Here is a 16917-nt window from a genome sequence, read left to right on the forward strand (position 1 = left end):
TATTTTTAGAAAAGCCCATGTATAGAAGTATCTATACGTTGGATAATATCTCCTAAATCTTCTTCGTTTTGAACAAAATCTAACTTGTCAACATCAATGATAAGGAGTTTTCCTTTATCATAAGTATCAATCCAATCTTCATAACATTGGTTAAGTCTGTTCAAGTACTCAATGGAAATACTATTTTCATACTCACGTCCTCTTTTTTGAATCTGATTGACTAAGTTTGCAATAGAACTCCTAAGGTAAATGAGTAAGTCAGGAGGCTGAATAAAACTTTCCATGAGCTCAAAGAGTGAGCGATAATTAGAAAAATCCCTTGAGGACATCAGCCCCATAGCATGCAAATTAGGAGCAAAGATATAAGCATCCTCATAAATAGTTCTGTCTTGGATAAAATCCTTTTTACTTTGTCGAATATCCAATACTTGCCTAAAGCGACTATTTAAGAAGAATACTTGCAAGTTAAAACTCCAACGCTCCATATTGGCATAGAAATCATCCAAATAAGGGTTATCTGAAGCATCCTCATAATGAGCTTCCCACTTGTAGTGTTTTGACAATAGCTCAGTTAGCGTTGTTTTACCAGCGCCTATATTTCCAGCAATAGCAAAGTGCATCTTATTCTTCTTCGTCTCTATTTTCGTCCAATATACACTTAATCATTGAGGTGTTTTTAATGCTTTGTATAGTGAAAGCACTTCGAATATTAGATATGATATCTAATTTTGAAATTTTATGGACAACAAAGTTTTGATAATCTTTCATATCCTTAAGAATAAGTTTGAGTAGAAAATCATAGGGACCTGCCATATAATAAGCCTCTTGTACTTCATCAAGATCACGAACATATTGCTCAAATTCTTCAAATAAACCCTCTTGATGGCGAACAAGTTTTACTTGGCAATAAGCTACTAAAGTTTTTCCCAAGGCATTAGGATTCACTACAGCCACATAATTTTGTATGACATTGAGAGCTTCTAACTTTTTGATACGCTCATGTACAGGAGTGATAGAAAGGTTAACTTTTTTAGCTAACTCCTTGACAGATTGCTTGCTGTCTCGTTGTAGTTCGTCTAATAGAATTAGATCGATTTTGTCAAATGATACCATATTCTGTGTATTTAAATTACAAAAATATATTTTTTTTATAAAAATATTTTTAAATAGAGTTCTATTCTACTTTTATCCATTGTCCGGCATTGTGTGTATTATATTTGATATCATACATCGCTTCAGCGAAAGTACCAGGCAAGTAATATTGCCCTTTGTAAGAGGCATTCAGTTTAAGAGTAAATCTTTTAGTTTCCCCTGCTTTAAGCCCAAAATAGATATTGGCTCTATCATCACGGATATCTGCATAATCCCATTTGCTATTATCGGAATCGTAGTCTGTAAAACGTGTATTAATAATTTCCCAACCTGAAGGAATAAACTGTGTAAGAGCCACATTGGAGACTGCACTCTGTGTAGTATTGGTAGCTGAGATAGTACAGGTAAAGCTAGTCCCTTGAGGTAAGGACTCTATAGAGATATTCCCATTTCTATCACTATAACGGGTGGTTATGGAAAGGCCATTCTGTTGGGTTAATTCCTTTCCAACAGGAAGAATTCCACTACTAACTACACGTACATAGAGTGTTACTGCAGATTTATTCTGCACACTTACTTGATGGTTCCCGATGTTATTAGAAAGATTTTTTGAAGCAAATCCTGTAGAACTACTTGTAAGTGTTCCTGTTTCTTTCCCTTCTTTGTAGGAGGCAGACCAGGACTTACCAGTTTTATTTTTAGTCACGTAAAGAGCCATTGCATAGAGTCCATACGCAGTAGTTTGTGTACTTAACCATTCATTAGAGGAAAGTTTATCAGAAATTTTTAGTGCCAATTCTGCTGCAATTTGTGATTTTCCTAATAATAATGCTGTTTCAAGCGACATAGCTTGATTGCGCATTGGTGATCCATACCCATAATAGCTGTCTTCAGAGGAATTATCAAACGTTACTTTTCGGAATAATGATTCGGCTACATTCTTTTGTCCTGCAATGGCATAAGCTGCTGCTAAGCGAGAGAGTGCTTCGTTGGAAAGATTAGAGGATTCTCTTAATCGGTTCATAGAAGCCATATCTGGGCTTTTTGCTAGAGCCAAAACATAGAGACGATAAGCTTGATTGAATGTAGAATAGGAACCATTATATACCCAATTACGAGCCATCGTTTTTTGATAATTAATCCATTTGGATTTACTTCCTATAGGGAGAGAGAATCCTTTCTTTTCTGCTTCAATATAGAATTGTCCAATGTAGGAAGTTACCCATTCATCAGCATAATCAGAACCTTGCCAATAGGAGAAACCTCCATTTGGTAATTGATTTTCAGAGAGTTTCTTTATAGTAGCACTTACATTATACTGTACTTCTGATTGTTGCTTAGTAGAGAGATTTTCAAAATCAGACAAATACAATTGAGGGAATCCTCCAGAGGTGAGTTGTTCTCCACAACCATGAGGGTATTCTATCAAGTATTTCAAACGTTGGGATAGGTTCACGCCTGGAAAAGAAGATACCTCTAACACACTAGCATTGGTACCTCTTTCTCCAAACACTTCAAAATTAACGCTCTGTGAGGAGTTGGGTTGTATAATTACATTTTTTACTTGGTATATTTTTGGATTAGGATTATATACATCCATCTCTACTTCATAAGTAGATTTTTCTCCTCCAGAGACTGCCTCAACGGTAATCTTACCTACCCCTATTTCCTTAACTTTTAAATTGAAATAAACCATTTTCTCAGAAGGTTCAGTGAAAGAAATATGCTGTTGTGTATCTCCATTTATACCAAACTTCTCATTAGTTTTTACTCGTATAGTAGCATTTTTTATTTGCTTTTCATTTGCAAAAACGGTAACAGGGAGGGTGATATTTTCTCCAGGAACAGCTTTTCTTGGAAGCGATGCCAAGACCATGATAGGACTTTTAATTGTGGTTGTTTTTTCAGCACTACCAAAAGCATTGTTTTTCACATCAGAAGCTACGACCATTACACGAGCAGAACCAATATAGTTAGGTAATGTAATCTGGTGTGATTTTGTTCCTCCGTTAAGAGTGAAAGGACCTTGTACAATAGTCAGAGGTTTGAAGCGATTGGCTTTTTTAGCCTTACCACCTCCTAAATCTTCATCACCTCCGATACTGAATATTTGATTAATAGTTCCTCCAAAAGCACCAATAACGTCATTATAAATGTCCCACGTTTTTACTCCCAAGGCTGTTTTAGCGAAGAAAGTATTCCAAGCATTAGGGGTTTTGAACCGAGTAAGGTCAAGCAACCCATCTTCAACAATGGCTAATGAATAGGTCATTGGCTTACCTGTTTTCTCACTTACCTTAATGGTAACTTGTTTTTCAGGACGAAGTACTCCAGGCATTTCTATCACGGGTTCTAACTTGGTTTTGGGATTATATACAGAAATAGGAGCTATTCCATATAGGCGAATAGGAGCATCATTCTTAGTTTGTGCATGTGGCTGTAGGAGTGTTACATATAGGTATACATTTGGAGCCATATCCTCAGTGATAGGCACTTGATAAGTTGTTTTTCCTTTTTGGGTATTTACCCAATAGGTTTTTAGAATTTTACTTCCGTTTTCCACAGAGATAAGAGCACGTCCACCAGCATCAGAAGGGAAAGAGAGTGTAGCTTTTTCTCCTACTTTGTAATCTTTCTTATCACTTGCAATCATAAGCATAGTAGCTTCAGTACCAGTGTTCTCTGAAGGTTCTCCCCAAGAATAGAAACGAGCATCAATACCTGCTTCGTGTTCACTTTCAATATCTTCTACTAAGAAGAAATACCTTCCAGCTTCAGATTTTTTAATTTGTATATTAAAAGAGGCTTTTCCATCATGTCCTGTAGTTACTTCTGTTGTAAAAGCAGGTGTTCTAGAATCAGAGGAGTTATAACTAGAAATATTATATTCAGAAACATCCCACCACCAGTTTTTGTCTATTTTGTAGGCATAGAGCTTAATTCTATGATTGGCAAGAGGCTTTCCATTCTGAGAGAGTATTACGGTTTGAAACTTAGTTACCTTATCTGTTTCATAATAATAATTATCATTAGGAGCCTTTATCCCTACATAACTTGAAAAAGGTGAATAGGTGGCTGAGGTAACATCAGTACTAAAATCACCTCCCTGTTCGTTAGCTTTGGTAAGGAAATTCACCTTGAGCATTTGAGTTGCATTTTCTAGCCTTTTAGGTTGAAAAAAGAAAGAGGCAGCTCCCTTTTCATCAGTTCTTCCATCAAATACAGATATTTCCTCAGAGGAAGAAGAAAAAGAGGTATTATTGAAAGTATAGCTTTCATATCCTTTAAAAGGATTAGGTTTAGGATATAATTTCCCTGTAATTTCTACTTTTACATTATTGGCAGGGGTTCCTTGTAGCCAATTCACTTGTAGGGATGCATTTTGTCCATCATTGGAAATAAACTTATCGGACAGACTATTGCTAATTTTAAGTCGGTTAGGCTTAATTGTTTCTATCTTAATGGTTTTGCTATAGGTTGTTGTACCTACTTTAATTTGGCAAGACCAGTTGCCGGTTATCGCTTCTGGACTTGTTTTTAAGGTAAATAGATAGTGATTATCAGGAGTTGAAGTTTTCACTAACTGTTGTACAACTTTTCCATTTGGATCTGAGAAAGTTAGCTTAATAGGTAAATTTTCAGGGAGCTTATTAGCGAAATCATTAAATATAAAGCCTACAGAGATATTATCACCAGGGCGCCATACACCACGTTCGGTATAGATGTATCCATTACGTCCTTTCTCTAATTCCATACCGCCCACTTCATAGTTACTTACAGATTGAGAAGAACCATCATCCACCTTAGCATAGGTAGTGTTATTATCCTTGCGAGCAACTACAAAATAGGCACGTTTTGAGGTAGTTACCGTAGCTTTACCTTCACTGTCAGTAGTAGCCTCTGAAAGTTTTTGTTGTTGGAAATCATAGAACTCTACTTTAACCCCGCTTACTGGAGCTGTAGAGATGATATTGTTAACTATAACAGTATAATCATTGTTTTGCCCTCTTTTGACAATGACTCCTAAATCAGTAGCTAAGATATTTGTTTCTACTGCTTTGTTATAATAGTAGCTATCCTTACAAGGGTCATCTCTTTCTTCCCAATCATAATCGTAATAGTCGTCATCATAATCATAGTAGTCATTGTCTCCATCTTCATCAGCTATCAAAAGATCTTCTTCTTTGATAGTAGTTTTGCTATTATTACAATTAAGGGCATATTCCTTTTTGAAGTCTATCTTTACTCGGTAGATAGCTCCTGGCTCGGGAGTTATAAGTTTGGATAAGTCCAATGCATGAGTGTTCCACTTGGAGAGGGAGTTTTTGGTGATAGAGCGAATAGGGATTACCTTACGGGCGATAGTAGCTCCCACTCTTCTTAAGCGAGAGGCTCCATTGAGGTCATTCTCTTGGAGGAATTGTAATACATTACTTTGATAAATACGTAGAACACTAATTTCTATAGCCTTCAGATTAATAGTTTGAAAATTAACTTTTAAGTTTTGAGAACTAGGGAGGATAATACCATTACGTACTAGGCGCACTTGTGGTTTGATAGGGTCAAAGGTTAGTTTCCCAGAGAAATCATATTTCATTCTTTCTCCATATTGGCTTCTAATACCCTGAAATACATTTATTTTTACTTCATTTTCGAAATTAGTATCAGCATATACTTTTAGGGTATTGCCAGAGGTAGAAAACTTAAAATCTCCTTCATACCCTTCTACAGCAACCAATCCACGAAAATCTTGGTTTTTTTCTAAAGGAGCAGAGAAGTCAATGTTAAAAGAATTATTTTCTCCTTCATTTAGCAAAAGTTGTACTACTCCAAAAGCATTATTAGGAGGAATATTAAGGGAACTTTCTCCACTGCTTTCTATATCATAAGAACTTCCATCCCATTGTACTTTAAGAGTTTGGGTCTCTGTACTGGGAGTGGGAATACTATCAATAATAATAGGAATTTGGGTGGATTTATCTTTAGCTAAAGCTTTAATCGTTAATTTTTTCCCATCAATAGAAGCGCTTATTATATTAGGAATTATATCAGGAGATAGATTATCACTTGCTTCTATATTTGCATTGAGAAAATAGTAATTTTGATCATAGGATTGTAAATCCTGAATATTTACCTCAAATTGTAGGCTCTGAGTACGTACATGAAAGAAAAACTTTTCTAAGTTCTTTTTTACTTTGAAAAGTTCTTTTAGGTGGAAGGTAACAAAATATTCTTGATTGTGAGGTAAAGCTTCATTAGGTTTGAATTTTATAAGATTTCCATCAATAATTACTTTACCTTCTACTTTAGGAGAAAGTTCGAAAAGCTTATCTATGTCTATATTTTGAATTTTCTCTTCACTTAAAGATTCTGTGAGGACAATTTCAATAGGGCTATCAGCAGAAATAATTCCAGAACTGAAGCCAGTAATATATTCTCTGAAAAGAGAAGGATCACTATCTTTTTGGCTCGCATTCTTTCCACAAGAAGCCAACAGTAATAGAAAGATAAAGAGGAAGGAGAGTTTCTTCATAATTTTTTATGTTTATTTAAGTAAATAAGAATTGTACTTGACCTAATAATACAGGAGTCCAATTACAGCGCAAATTTATATATAAAAATTTAATTATCCAAATATTTTTCCAAAATAATTATAGAAATATTTTCTTATTATAATTCCCTTTTGGAGTCAATTTAGAAAGAATGACTTTAAATACTGTATAAATTATTGATTATGAATAATATTAATAACAAAGAAGTAATCCTTTTTAGGATTACTTCTTTGTTATGAAAAAACTGTGTTAAACTATCGTTTGATTACCCATTCTCCTTTCTCTAAGAGAGGAAGAGCTTGTTTGTATTTCATTTCTTTAGTTTCTCCATTTAGGATATTTTGAATAGTAACCTTATCATTTCGTCCTATTTTAGGTTGGCTACGGATGATAGGTTCAGTTACTTGTGGGGCAGGAGAAGCATGTTCTCCGGCTTCTCTATTTCTTTGTGCCAGTTCATCAGAATTAAGGATCTCTTCCTTAGAGGTTTGCAGATGTTCAGGAGCACGTCTTACTTCATGAGCTTCCTGTACGGAGTTCTCAGGGGTAGGTAGTTGTGCATGGAATAGGAAGGCTACAATCTCCTTATTTACTTTATCTACCATACTTTTGAACAAGTTATATGCTTCAAATTTGAAGATAAGTAAAGGATCTTTTTGCTCATGAGTAGCCAACTGGACAGATTGTTTGAGTTCATCCATCTGTCTGAGGTGAGTTTTCCATGCATCATCTATGATAGCAAGGGAGATATTCTTCTCAAAGTCCACAATAATTTGTTTGCCTTCTGTCTCATAAGCTTCTTTGAGGTCGGTGGTAATATTAAGACCTTTTTGTCCATCAGAGAAAGGAATGACAATACGTTCAAACTGATTACTTTTGTCCTCATATACGTTCTTAATAACAGGGTATGCAATAGCGGCATTGCGCTCGCTACGTTCTTTGTATAGAGAGAGCAACTGTGGGTAGAGTATTTTGATAAGATCCTTGAGAGACTTTCTGTGGAAATCATCCTCAGAAATACTTGGTTCAGTTCCAAAGTATTTAAAATATTCATACTCAAAGTTCTTATAATCATTACCTGGTTTGTTACTTTCTATTATAGTTTCGCAAGTATCATAGATAATATTGGCAATATCCACCTGTAAGCGTTCCCCATAAAGGGCGTGACGACGGCGCTTGTAGATCACCTCACGCTGCGCATTCATTACATCATCGTACTCAAGCAAACGCTTACGTATTCCAAAGTTATTTTCCTCTACTTTCTTTTGTGCTCTTTCTACATTTCGTGTAATAACGGGATGTTCTAGTACTTCTCCTTCTTTAAGTCCTTGTCCTAAGCGGTCAAGAAATTTGATAGCACGTTCCATTCCGTAGAGGCGCATAAGATTATCCTCGAAGGAAACAAAGAACTTGGAGCTACCTGGGTCTCCTTGACGACCAGAACGACCACGAAGCTGCCTATCCACACGTCGAGAATCATGCCTTTCAGTACCAATAATAGCTAATCCTCCGGCTTCTTTTACCTCATCGGTAAGCTTAATATCCGTACCACGACCTGCCATGTTGGTGGCGATAGTTACTACTCCCTTCTTACCGGCTTCTGCAATAATCTCAGCTTCTTTTTTATGGAGCTTGGCATTCAATACATTATGTGGAATGTTACGTAGCTTAAGCATACGGCTTAAGAGTTCAGATACCTCCACTGAGGTAGTCCCAATTAGTACAGGACGTCCTGCCTGAGAGAGGCTTACAACCTCCTCAATGACAGCGTTGTATTTTTCACGTTTGGTTCTATAGATTTGATCATTTTGGTCATTACGGGCAATGGGGCGGTTAGTAGGAATCTCCATCACGTCTAACTTATAGATTTCCCAGAACTCACCTGCCTCTGTCGTCGCCGTACCTGTCATCCCAGCTAACTTACGATACATACGGAAATAGTTCTGTAGAGTGATGGTTGCATAAGTTTGTGTAGCTGCTTCTACTTGTACATTTTCCTTAGCTTCAATGGCTTGGTGTAAACCATCAGAGTAACGACGTCCATCCATAATACGTCCTGTTTGCTCATCTACGATAAGGACTTTATTATCAATAACTACATATTCAATGTCTTTTTCAAACAAAGTGTAAGCTTTGAGTAGCTGATTTACTGTATGTATACGCTCACTTTTTTCTCCAAACTCTTGGTAGAGTTTGTCTTTCAATGCATTTTCTTCTTCCTTGGGCAGATGTTGTTTTTCAATATTAGCAATTTCAGCACCGATATCGGGCATTACGAAGAAGTTTTTATCTTCCCCTTGCGACATTTCATTGATTCCCTTATCAGTAAGTTCTATTTGGTTATTTTTTTCATTGATAACAAAGAGAAGGTCCTGGTCTATTTTAGGCATTTCTCGGTTATTATCTTGCATGTAGTAGTTTTCCGTTTTTTGGAGGAGCTGTTTCATTCCTTCTTCACTAAGGAATTTGATAAGAGCCTTATTCTTAGGGAGTCCACGATGTACACGGAGCAAGAGTACTCCTCCTTCTTTGGTATTACCTTCAGCAATAAGCTTTTTAGCTTCTGCTAATACGTTAGTTAGGTGCTTGCGTTGTTTTTCCACTAAGGCTTCTACAGCAGGCTTAAACACATCAAATTCATGAAACTCGCCACGAGGCATAGGACCTGATATGATAAGTGGAGTACGAGCATCATCAATAAGGACAGAGTCCACCTCATCCACAATAGCATAGTTATGAGGGCGTTGTACTAACTCATCAGGAGTATGTGCCATATTGTCACGAAGGTAATCAAAACCAAATTCGTTATTAGTACCGTAGGTAATATCAGCAGCGTAAGCCATTCTACGTCCTAAAGAGTTAGGTTGATAATTATCAATACATTCTACTTTAAGTCCATGAAACTGAAATAAAGGAGCCATCCAAGCGCTATCACGGCGAGCCAAGTAATCATTTACGGTTACTAAATGCACTCCATTTCCTGTAAGAGCATTAAGATAAAGAGGCAAAGTAGCCACGAGGGTCTTACCCTCCCCTGTTTGCATTTCAGCGATTTTTCCTTGGTGCAAGGCAATCCCACCGATAAGTTGCACATCATAGTGTACCATATCCCAAGTGATAGGTTTTCCAGCAGCATCCCAAGAATTCTTCCACAGAGCTTTTTCTCCCTCAATAGTCACGTAATCCTTCATAGAAGCCAACTCCCTATCATAAGGAGAAGCTGTTACTTCAAGGGTGGGGTTGTCCACGAAGCGCTGAGCTGTTTCTTTCATGACAGCAAAAGCCTCTGGGAGAATGTCATTAAGGACTTTCTCTCCAGCTTTGTATGCCTCATCATTTAATTTATCTATTTCAGTATAAAAATCTTCTTTTTGGTCAATATCTTCAGTGCTATCAGCTTGTTCTTTAAGAGATTGTATTTTCTCTTCATATTCTTTTCGAGCATTAGCAATGCGTTCTTTGAACTCTGTGGTTTTAGCCCGTAACTGATCATTACTTAATGATTTGTATTGTGCTTGATGGGCATTGATTTGTTCCACCAATGGCGCAATCTCTTTCATATCTTTCTTGGCTTTATCACCGACAAAGATTTTTATTAATGAACTTATAAAACTCATAAAATGTATTTATTAATTTAGAAAACAAACAATTTAATCAAAAAATATACCACAGTTATTTTGGCTGACAAAAGTACAAAAATTCTTTTTCAAATAAAGTTAAAGACTGACATTTTTTCAGTTACTACTTTGTTTGAAGAATGTAATGTTCTCTATTCTTTTGTAATATACTGATTGGTAGGTAGAACACTTATTTTTTCTTCATTTAATAAAAGAGTTAATACATGTAAAATCTCCCATTCATGATAAGGAGAGATAAGGCAGATTTCCTGAGAGGACATAGGGTGATGGGCAATGAGTTTTAGAATTTCTTCAGAGATGGTTCTTATATGCTCTTTGGTAAGTTTTTCTTGTTTGTTTTCTATGCAATGAGAGCAGATGCCACAATTTTCTTTTGTTTGTTCTCCAAAATATTCCAAAAGGAAGCGTTGATTACATTTTTCGTCTTGCCCAATATATTTTAATACGTCATTACATTGATCTATTTTGTGCTGATTATACCATTTGATTTGAGGGGAGATATAGTTAATGGTTCTGTCATCATCACGTGGCATAAGGAAAGTGATTTCGGCATCAGTATTTTCACTTTTGTAGGCTATTACACTGTCATTTTTAAGTTTCTCTAACTTCTTCTGTATCTGCAAGGCGGTTGTATGTAAGTTGATAGCGATTTTCTCTACTCTAAAAGAGATGGTTTGCTCATGAATACCTGAATATTTTCGCATAAGGAAGAATAGGAGTTCTTTTTCTTGAGGATTTCTCTCTAAATAGTTGATGACTTCTCGGCTTGAGAGGAGAATTTGTACAGTTGCTTTTCTGAAAAAAGCTTGACTTAAGGAGAGTACACTATTACGGTCTAATACTTCTAATCCTTGATAGATTTTTAGGGCATCTAATTGTGTTTTTATTGCAAAATCGGCTAAGTTGAAGATATGTGTAGTTCCTTCTCCTTCTCCCAAGACTATTTGAAAGTAACTACAAAGTTTTGGGTATAGTTCTTTGAGAAAAGGAACAGATACCTGACTTCTTTGTGTATCTACTAAAAGCTTTCTAACATCACTATCATTGTATAGGATAATTGCAAAAGCCTTTTGATGATCTCTACCAGCCCGTCCTGCTTCTTGGAAATAATCTTCTAAAGAATTGGGTAAATCCCAGTGAATGACAGTGCGTACATTGGGCTTATCAATTCCCATACCAAAGGCATTGGTAGCTACCATAACCTGTACATCATCTAACCTCCACATACCTAATCGTTTGCTTTTTTCTTCTGATGGAAGTCCTCCGTGGAAGCTAGTGGCAGAGAATCCTTCTTCACAGAGGTGCTGTGCTAATTCCTCGCTTAGTCTTCGGTTCCTTACATAGATGATACTACTTTCTTTGTTTTTCAGTAGGATACGTTCTAATCGGCTCCATTTATTATCTATTTTGTAAATCATATAGGCTAAATTGGTACGGATAAGGCTACTTTTCAGTACAGTTGCTTTAGGAATTTGTAAGTTTTCTAAAATATCCATTTGTACCTTTTCAGTAGCTGTAGCGGTAAGGGCTATGATAGGTAAGGAAGGAAACCAGTCTTTTAGTTTTCTACACTTTAAGTAAGCAGGGCGAAAGTCCTTCCCCCAGTGAGAGATACAATGAGCTTCATCAATCACTATATAATTGATAGGAGAGGCTTTTAATTGGAATTCTACTTCTTCATTATCAAGACGCTCAGGAGCCATATAGAGAAACTTATAAACTTTGTTCTGTACATTGTTCATCAGTCGTTCCATTTCATAGTAAGGAATACTTCCTGTAAGGGCTAAAGCCGGAATACCTCTATCTGTAAGGCTTCTTACTTGATCTTCCATCAGAGAAATAAGGGGAGAAATCACTAAGCATACCCCTTCTTTCATCATTGCAGGCACTTGAAAACAGAGTGATTTTCCCCCTCCTGTAGGGAGCATAGCTAAGATATCTTTTCCTTCAAGAATAGACATTACTATGGGCTCCTGTGTAGTACGAAACTGCTCATATCCCCAGTATTTCTTAAGAATTTCCAAGGCGAATAGATGCATAGTTTAAAGTATTAGAAATGGCAAAGATACAAAATTAATGATTAATTTGTTAATGATTAACGGTTTATTTGTATAAGTCAATAAAAAGTAATACCTTTGGCGATTATTAAGAAAAAATGAAAAAGACGCTCCGCATAGGTACTCGTGATAGTGAGCTTGCTCTCTGGCAGGCAAGAAAAGTACAATCTCTTTTAGAAGCATTGGGCTATCCCACTACATTGGTTCCGGTGAAATCTCAAGGAGACCTTACTTTGGACATTCCCTTATATACAATGGGGATTACAGGAGTATTTACCAAGGTTCTTGATGTGGCTATGCTACAAGGTGTTATAGATATAGCAGTACACAGCATGAAAGATGTACCTACCACTCTTCCTAAAGGAATTATAAAAGGAGCAATACTTAAGCGTGCCAATGTACAAGATGTACTGGTGTACAAGGAGAATCTGGACTTTCTCTCCCATACTCATGCTACCATAGCTACAGGAAGTTTGCGCCGAAAAGCCCAATGGTTACGTCGTTTTCCTACTCACTTAGTAGAGAATCTCAGGGGTAATATCAATACACGATTGGAGAAGTTACATAAAAGTCCTTGGCAAGGGGCTATCTTTGCCGCTGCTGCTTTGGAACGTTTGGATAAGAAGGAGGTGAATGCTTTCCCTCTGGACTGGATGACTCCAGCTCCTGCACAGGGAGCTATTATGGTTGTCTCAAAAGCTGAAGATACTTATACTAAAGAAGCACTTGCCCTTATTAATGATCAGCCAACAGATATAGAAACCAATATAGAGCGTCGCTTTCTGAAAAGATTGGAAGGAGGTTGTACGGCTCCTATTGGAGCAAAGGCAACCCTTGACGGAAAAACGATTTCTTTCGTGGGGAATCTTTTTTCCCTAGATGGAAAGCATGCTATAGAAGTTAAAAAAACGATTTCTTTAGATGATATAGAAAATTTCCCTGAGGCTTGTGCTGATGAAATATTATTGAAAGGAGGAGCTGACCTCATGCAAGAAATACGAAAAGTAATGAATATTCAAAAGTAATGCTTGTAAAAATATTTAATCTTGTTTCCAGACATAAGTTTTTCTCCATTTTATTGCTCTTACTTTGGGCGGGGATTGCTTTGTGCGGAGTTGTACACTTGCGTTTTGAAGAAGATATCACTAAGGTTCTCCCACAGAATGAGAAAACCTCTCTCACAGCTAAAGTACTTAAGCAACTGAATTTTGCGGATAAGATTTCGGTGATTGTAAGTGAAGAAACAGAAGGCTCCTTTGCTGACATTCAGGAACTTACTGATACTCTTTGTGATAATCTCAGACGAAAATTTCCTCAGTACTTTACGGATATTCAGGGTATTATCTCTGAAGAAGAGATAGATCAAACTTGGGCATTTGTCAATGAGCATTTACCCTTATTTCTGGAAGAAACGGATTATCAAGTTCTGGAGCAGAAAATGCAACCTGATAGCTTAGAAGCCTTAGTACAAGCTCACTACCGTATGATGCTTACTCCAGCAGGAATGGTTACTCAAAAGTTTATCCGAAAAGATCCTTTTTCACTTACATTCAAAGGTTTAGGGAAACTTCAATATCTTAATATAGGTACTGACCTTACCCTTTTTGATGGCTATCTTACTACCGCTGACCATAAGAATATTCTTTTCTTTCTTAATCCTGTATATGAAGGGAATGATACTGAGCATAATACTGCTTTTGTGCAGGAATTGGAGAGACTCCAAGCACAACTTAACCAGCAATATATAGGGAAGGCTTCTTGTGAATTCTTTGGGGCTCCTTTTATTTCAGTGAGCAACGCTTCCCAGATTAAGACTGATATTCTTACCACTGTACTTGTCTCTCTTTTTGCTTTGTATGTGCTGTTGGCTTTCTTTTATCGGAGTATTACAATCCCTTTAATAGCTTTTGTTCCTTCGCTCTTTGGAGTACTTTCTGCTTTAGCTTTTCTCTATATGCTAAAGGGACATATCTCAGCCATTTCCATTAGTTTAGGAGCAGTGCTTTTAGGAGTTACGATAGACTATTCCTTACATATTCTTACTCACTATAAGGCGACACAGGATACTCAAGAGCTCTATCGTTCGGTTACTGTTCCCATTCTTTTAAGTAGTATTACTACGGCAATCTCCTTTTTGTGTTTGCTTTTTGTTCATTCAGAGGTAATGCGTGATTTAGGTTTTTTTGCCTGTATAGGGATTATGGTCTCGGCATTACTTTCCTTATTGATGATTCCTCATTTTTATAGAAAAAACCGAGATATAGAAATACGAAAAACTTTTCTTGATAGGGTAGGAGCTTATCCTTTTCATCAGAATAAATGGATAGTAGGAAGTTGCTTATTCCTTATTATAGTGAGTTTTTTTGCTTTTAAACAAGTACGCTTCAATGGTGATATAGCTTCTATTAACTATCTTAATGAGCGTTATGCCAAGACTCAACATAAGATAGAAACCCTTACGGATAACAAATACAAATCCCTTTATACGGCTGCTTATGGTAACTCCTTGAATGAAGTTCTTGAACAGAATTTCCGCCTTTACCACTCTTTAGAACAATTACAAAGAGAAGGTAAACTTAAGCAATTTTCTTCCTTAGGAAATATTGTCCTTCCAGAGAGTGAACAAAAAAAGCGTCTGGTATATTGGAAAACCTTTTGGAATAACCGAAGAATCACTCAAGTGAAACAAGCACTGATGATTTCTGCTCAGAAAGTAGGTTTTAAACCTTCTATGTATGCACCTTTCTTTGCTTATTTGGAACAACCTAAAGAACTTATTACCCATCTTACAACATACGAAGATCTTACCTCCATCCCTATTAAAGATTTTATTACTGAGAAGAATGGATTCTATACAATTGCTAATTTGGTTAAACTTACTCAAGGACAACGAGAAGCTTTTATCCAGCAAATAGAGAAGAAGACTCCTGCAATAGTGATAGATCGTAAGAATATTAGTGAAACTTTCTTAGGTAAACTTAAGGATGATATATTAGCATTGGCTTCCTATGCTTCTTTTGCAATTTTCTTTATTCTGTTACTTTTTTTCCGCCGGATAGAGCTTGTTCTGCTCACCCTTATTCCTATTGCTCTTACAGGAGTAGTTACTACTGCCCTGATGAATCTCTTTGGAATGGAGTTCAATGTATTTAGTATGATTGTCTGTACTTTAGTACTGGGACATTCAGTGGATTTTAGTATTTTTATGACTTGTGCCTTGCAGAAAGACTATTCCACAGGTAAGGATGAGCTTCCTGTATATAAGGTCTCTGTGCTACTTGCTTCCATTACTACCTTCTTGGCTATTGGTACGCTAATTTTTGCTAAGCATCCAGCTTTGAAATCTATTGCATCAGTATCACTCATTGGGATATTTTCTGCTTTAATGATTACTTTTGTCTTTTACCCTTCTCTTTTTAAGTTTTTTATTTTTAGGCGACCCCAGCGAGGATTATCTCCTATCTCTTTACGTATATTCTTGAATAGTTTCATATCCATACTTTACTATGTGGTATTTTCGGTACTTTTTTCTAATTTGGGTTGGCTTTTATTGAAACTTTTACCCAAAGGGAAAACCCTATGGCTTCGCTACTTAGCAGCGAAATTTACTACTTCTGTACTGTACTCCAATCCTTTTGTACGAAAGAGAGTGGAGAATCCTTTGTCTATTGATTTTTCTTATCCTTCTGTATTGATAGCCAATCATAGTTCATGGCTTGATACGCTTGCTATAGGAATGCTTACTCCACGTGTGAGTTATATGGTTAATGATTGGGTATATCATTCTGCAGTATTTGGAAGATATGTACAAGCAATGAATTTCTATCCTGCTTCTAAGGGGATAGAAAAAGGGGTAGATATTTTCAGAAAGAACTTTGAAGATGGTTATTCTGCCATGATATTCCCAGAAGGCAAACGCTCGGAGAGTAATGTTATCCACCGTTTCCATAAAGGAGCTTTTCTGTTGGCTGAGGAATTTCAAAAGCCCCTAACTCTAATATATATACATGGTAATTCAGAAGTACAGCCTAAGGGAGACTTTGCTATTTACGACGGGAGTATCACTGTACTGGCTGCCGAGCAGATAGCTCCTAATGACCCACGTTTTGGAATAACCCACCGGGAGCGTGCCAAGCTTATAGGTAAATACTTCCGTGAGCAGTTCGCCCTGATGCGCCAACGTATAGAAGGGGAGGACTACCTTAAGAAAAAACTTCTTCTAAGTTACTTGTATAAGGAACCTTACATAGTGCATGCTGTTCGTACTGACTTCCAAAAGCGTAAAAAGCAGTACCATGCTCTTTCCCTTTCTTTACCTGAAAAAGCCACTGTCCTTCATTGGGCAGATGACTACGGTCAAGCAGATTTCTTACTCCTTTTAACCTATCCTGAACGTACTTTTATTACTCTTATAACCGATGATCATAAGCGTGCTATTGCCCAACAGTCCTATCTTACCCATATCCGTAAAATAAGGTACTATAAGGAACTTCCTGAAGGGATTATGTATGAATGGATGGTGGATACAAGGGAAGGGAAAGTGCAAGCAAGAAAAAGGGCGACTGACTAATGCAAACT

The 16917-nt window shown here is 36.7% G+C and carries 7 protein-coding genes; 2 read left to right on the top strand and 5 right to left on the bottom strand.

Annotation, left to right across the window (positions count from 1 at the left end; genetic code table 11):
• Positions 1-5: 5 nt before the first annotated feature.
• The 5 genes from VJJ03_RS08740 to VJJ03_RS08760 all read right to left on the bottom strand — a co-directional run bounded on the left by VJJ03_RS08740 (position 6) and on the right by VJJ03_RS08760 (position 12321).
• A complete protein-coding gene (locus VJJ03_RS08740; RefSeq protein ID WP_009746103.1) occupies positions 6-620 on the bottom strand; it encodes a deoxynucleoside kinase in 615 nt (204 codons plus the stop codon).
• A 1-nt stretch (position 621) separates the two neighbouring features.
• Positions 622-1113 carry an Lrp/AsnC family transcriptional regulator gene (locus VJJ03_RS08745; protein WP_323975063.1) on the bottom strand — a complete coding sequence of 164 codons (492 nt, stop codon included), beginning with the start codon at positions 1111-1113 and terminating at the stop codon, positions 622-624.
• 61 nt (positions 1114-1174) lie between these two features.
• The gene (locus tag VJJ03_RS08750; protein ID WP_323975065.1) at positions 1175-6625 is read right to left on the bottom strand and encodes an alpha-2-macroglobulin family protein; all 5451 of its coding nucleotides are present in this window, start codon (positions 6623-6625) and stop codon (positions 1175-1177) included.
• Positions 6626-6898: 273 nt separating this feature from the next.
• On the bottom strand, positions 6899-10261 hold the full coding sequence (gene secA, locus VJJ03_RS08755; protein WP_009746100.1) for a preprotein translocase subunit SecA: 3363 nt from the start codon (positions 10259-10261) through the stop codon (positions 6899-6901).
• 152 nt (positions 10262-10413) lie between these two features.
• Positions 10414-12321, bottom strand: a complete 1908-nt coding sequence (locus VJJ03_RS08760) for a RecQ family ATP-dependent DNA helicase (RefSeq protein ID WP_323975067.1) — start codon at positions 12319-12321, stop codon at positions 10414-10416.
• Between the two features lie 116 nt (positions 12322-12437).
• Between VJJ03_RS08760 and hemC the strand changes: the two genes are divergently transcribed.
• Together hemC and VJJ03_RS08770 are read left to right on the top strand one after the other, a co-directional pair.
• Positions 12438-13364, top strand: coding sequence for a hydroxymethylbilane synthase (hemC, locus tag VJJ03_RS08765; RefSeq protein ID WP_009746098.1), 927 nt, complete (start codon positions 12438-12440; stop codon positions 13362-13364).
• On the top strand, positions 13364-16909 hold the full coding sequence (locus VJJ03_RS08770) for an efflux RND transporter permease subunit (RefSeq protein WP_323975069.1): 3546 nt from the start codon (positions 13364-13366) through the stop codon (positions 16907-16909). Before hemC ends, VJJ03_RS08770 begins: the two co-directional genes overlap by 1 nt.
• Positions 16910-16917 lie beyond the last annotated feature (8 nt).

Source organism: Capnocytophaga sp. G2 (assembly GCF_035282625.1).
Lineage (GTDB): Bacteria > Bacteroidota > Bacteroidia > Flavobacteriales > Flavobacteriaceae > Capnocytophaga.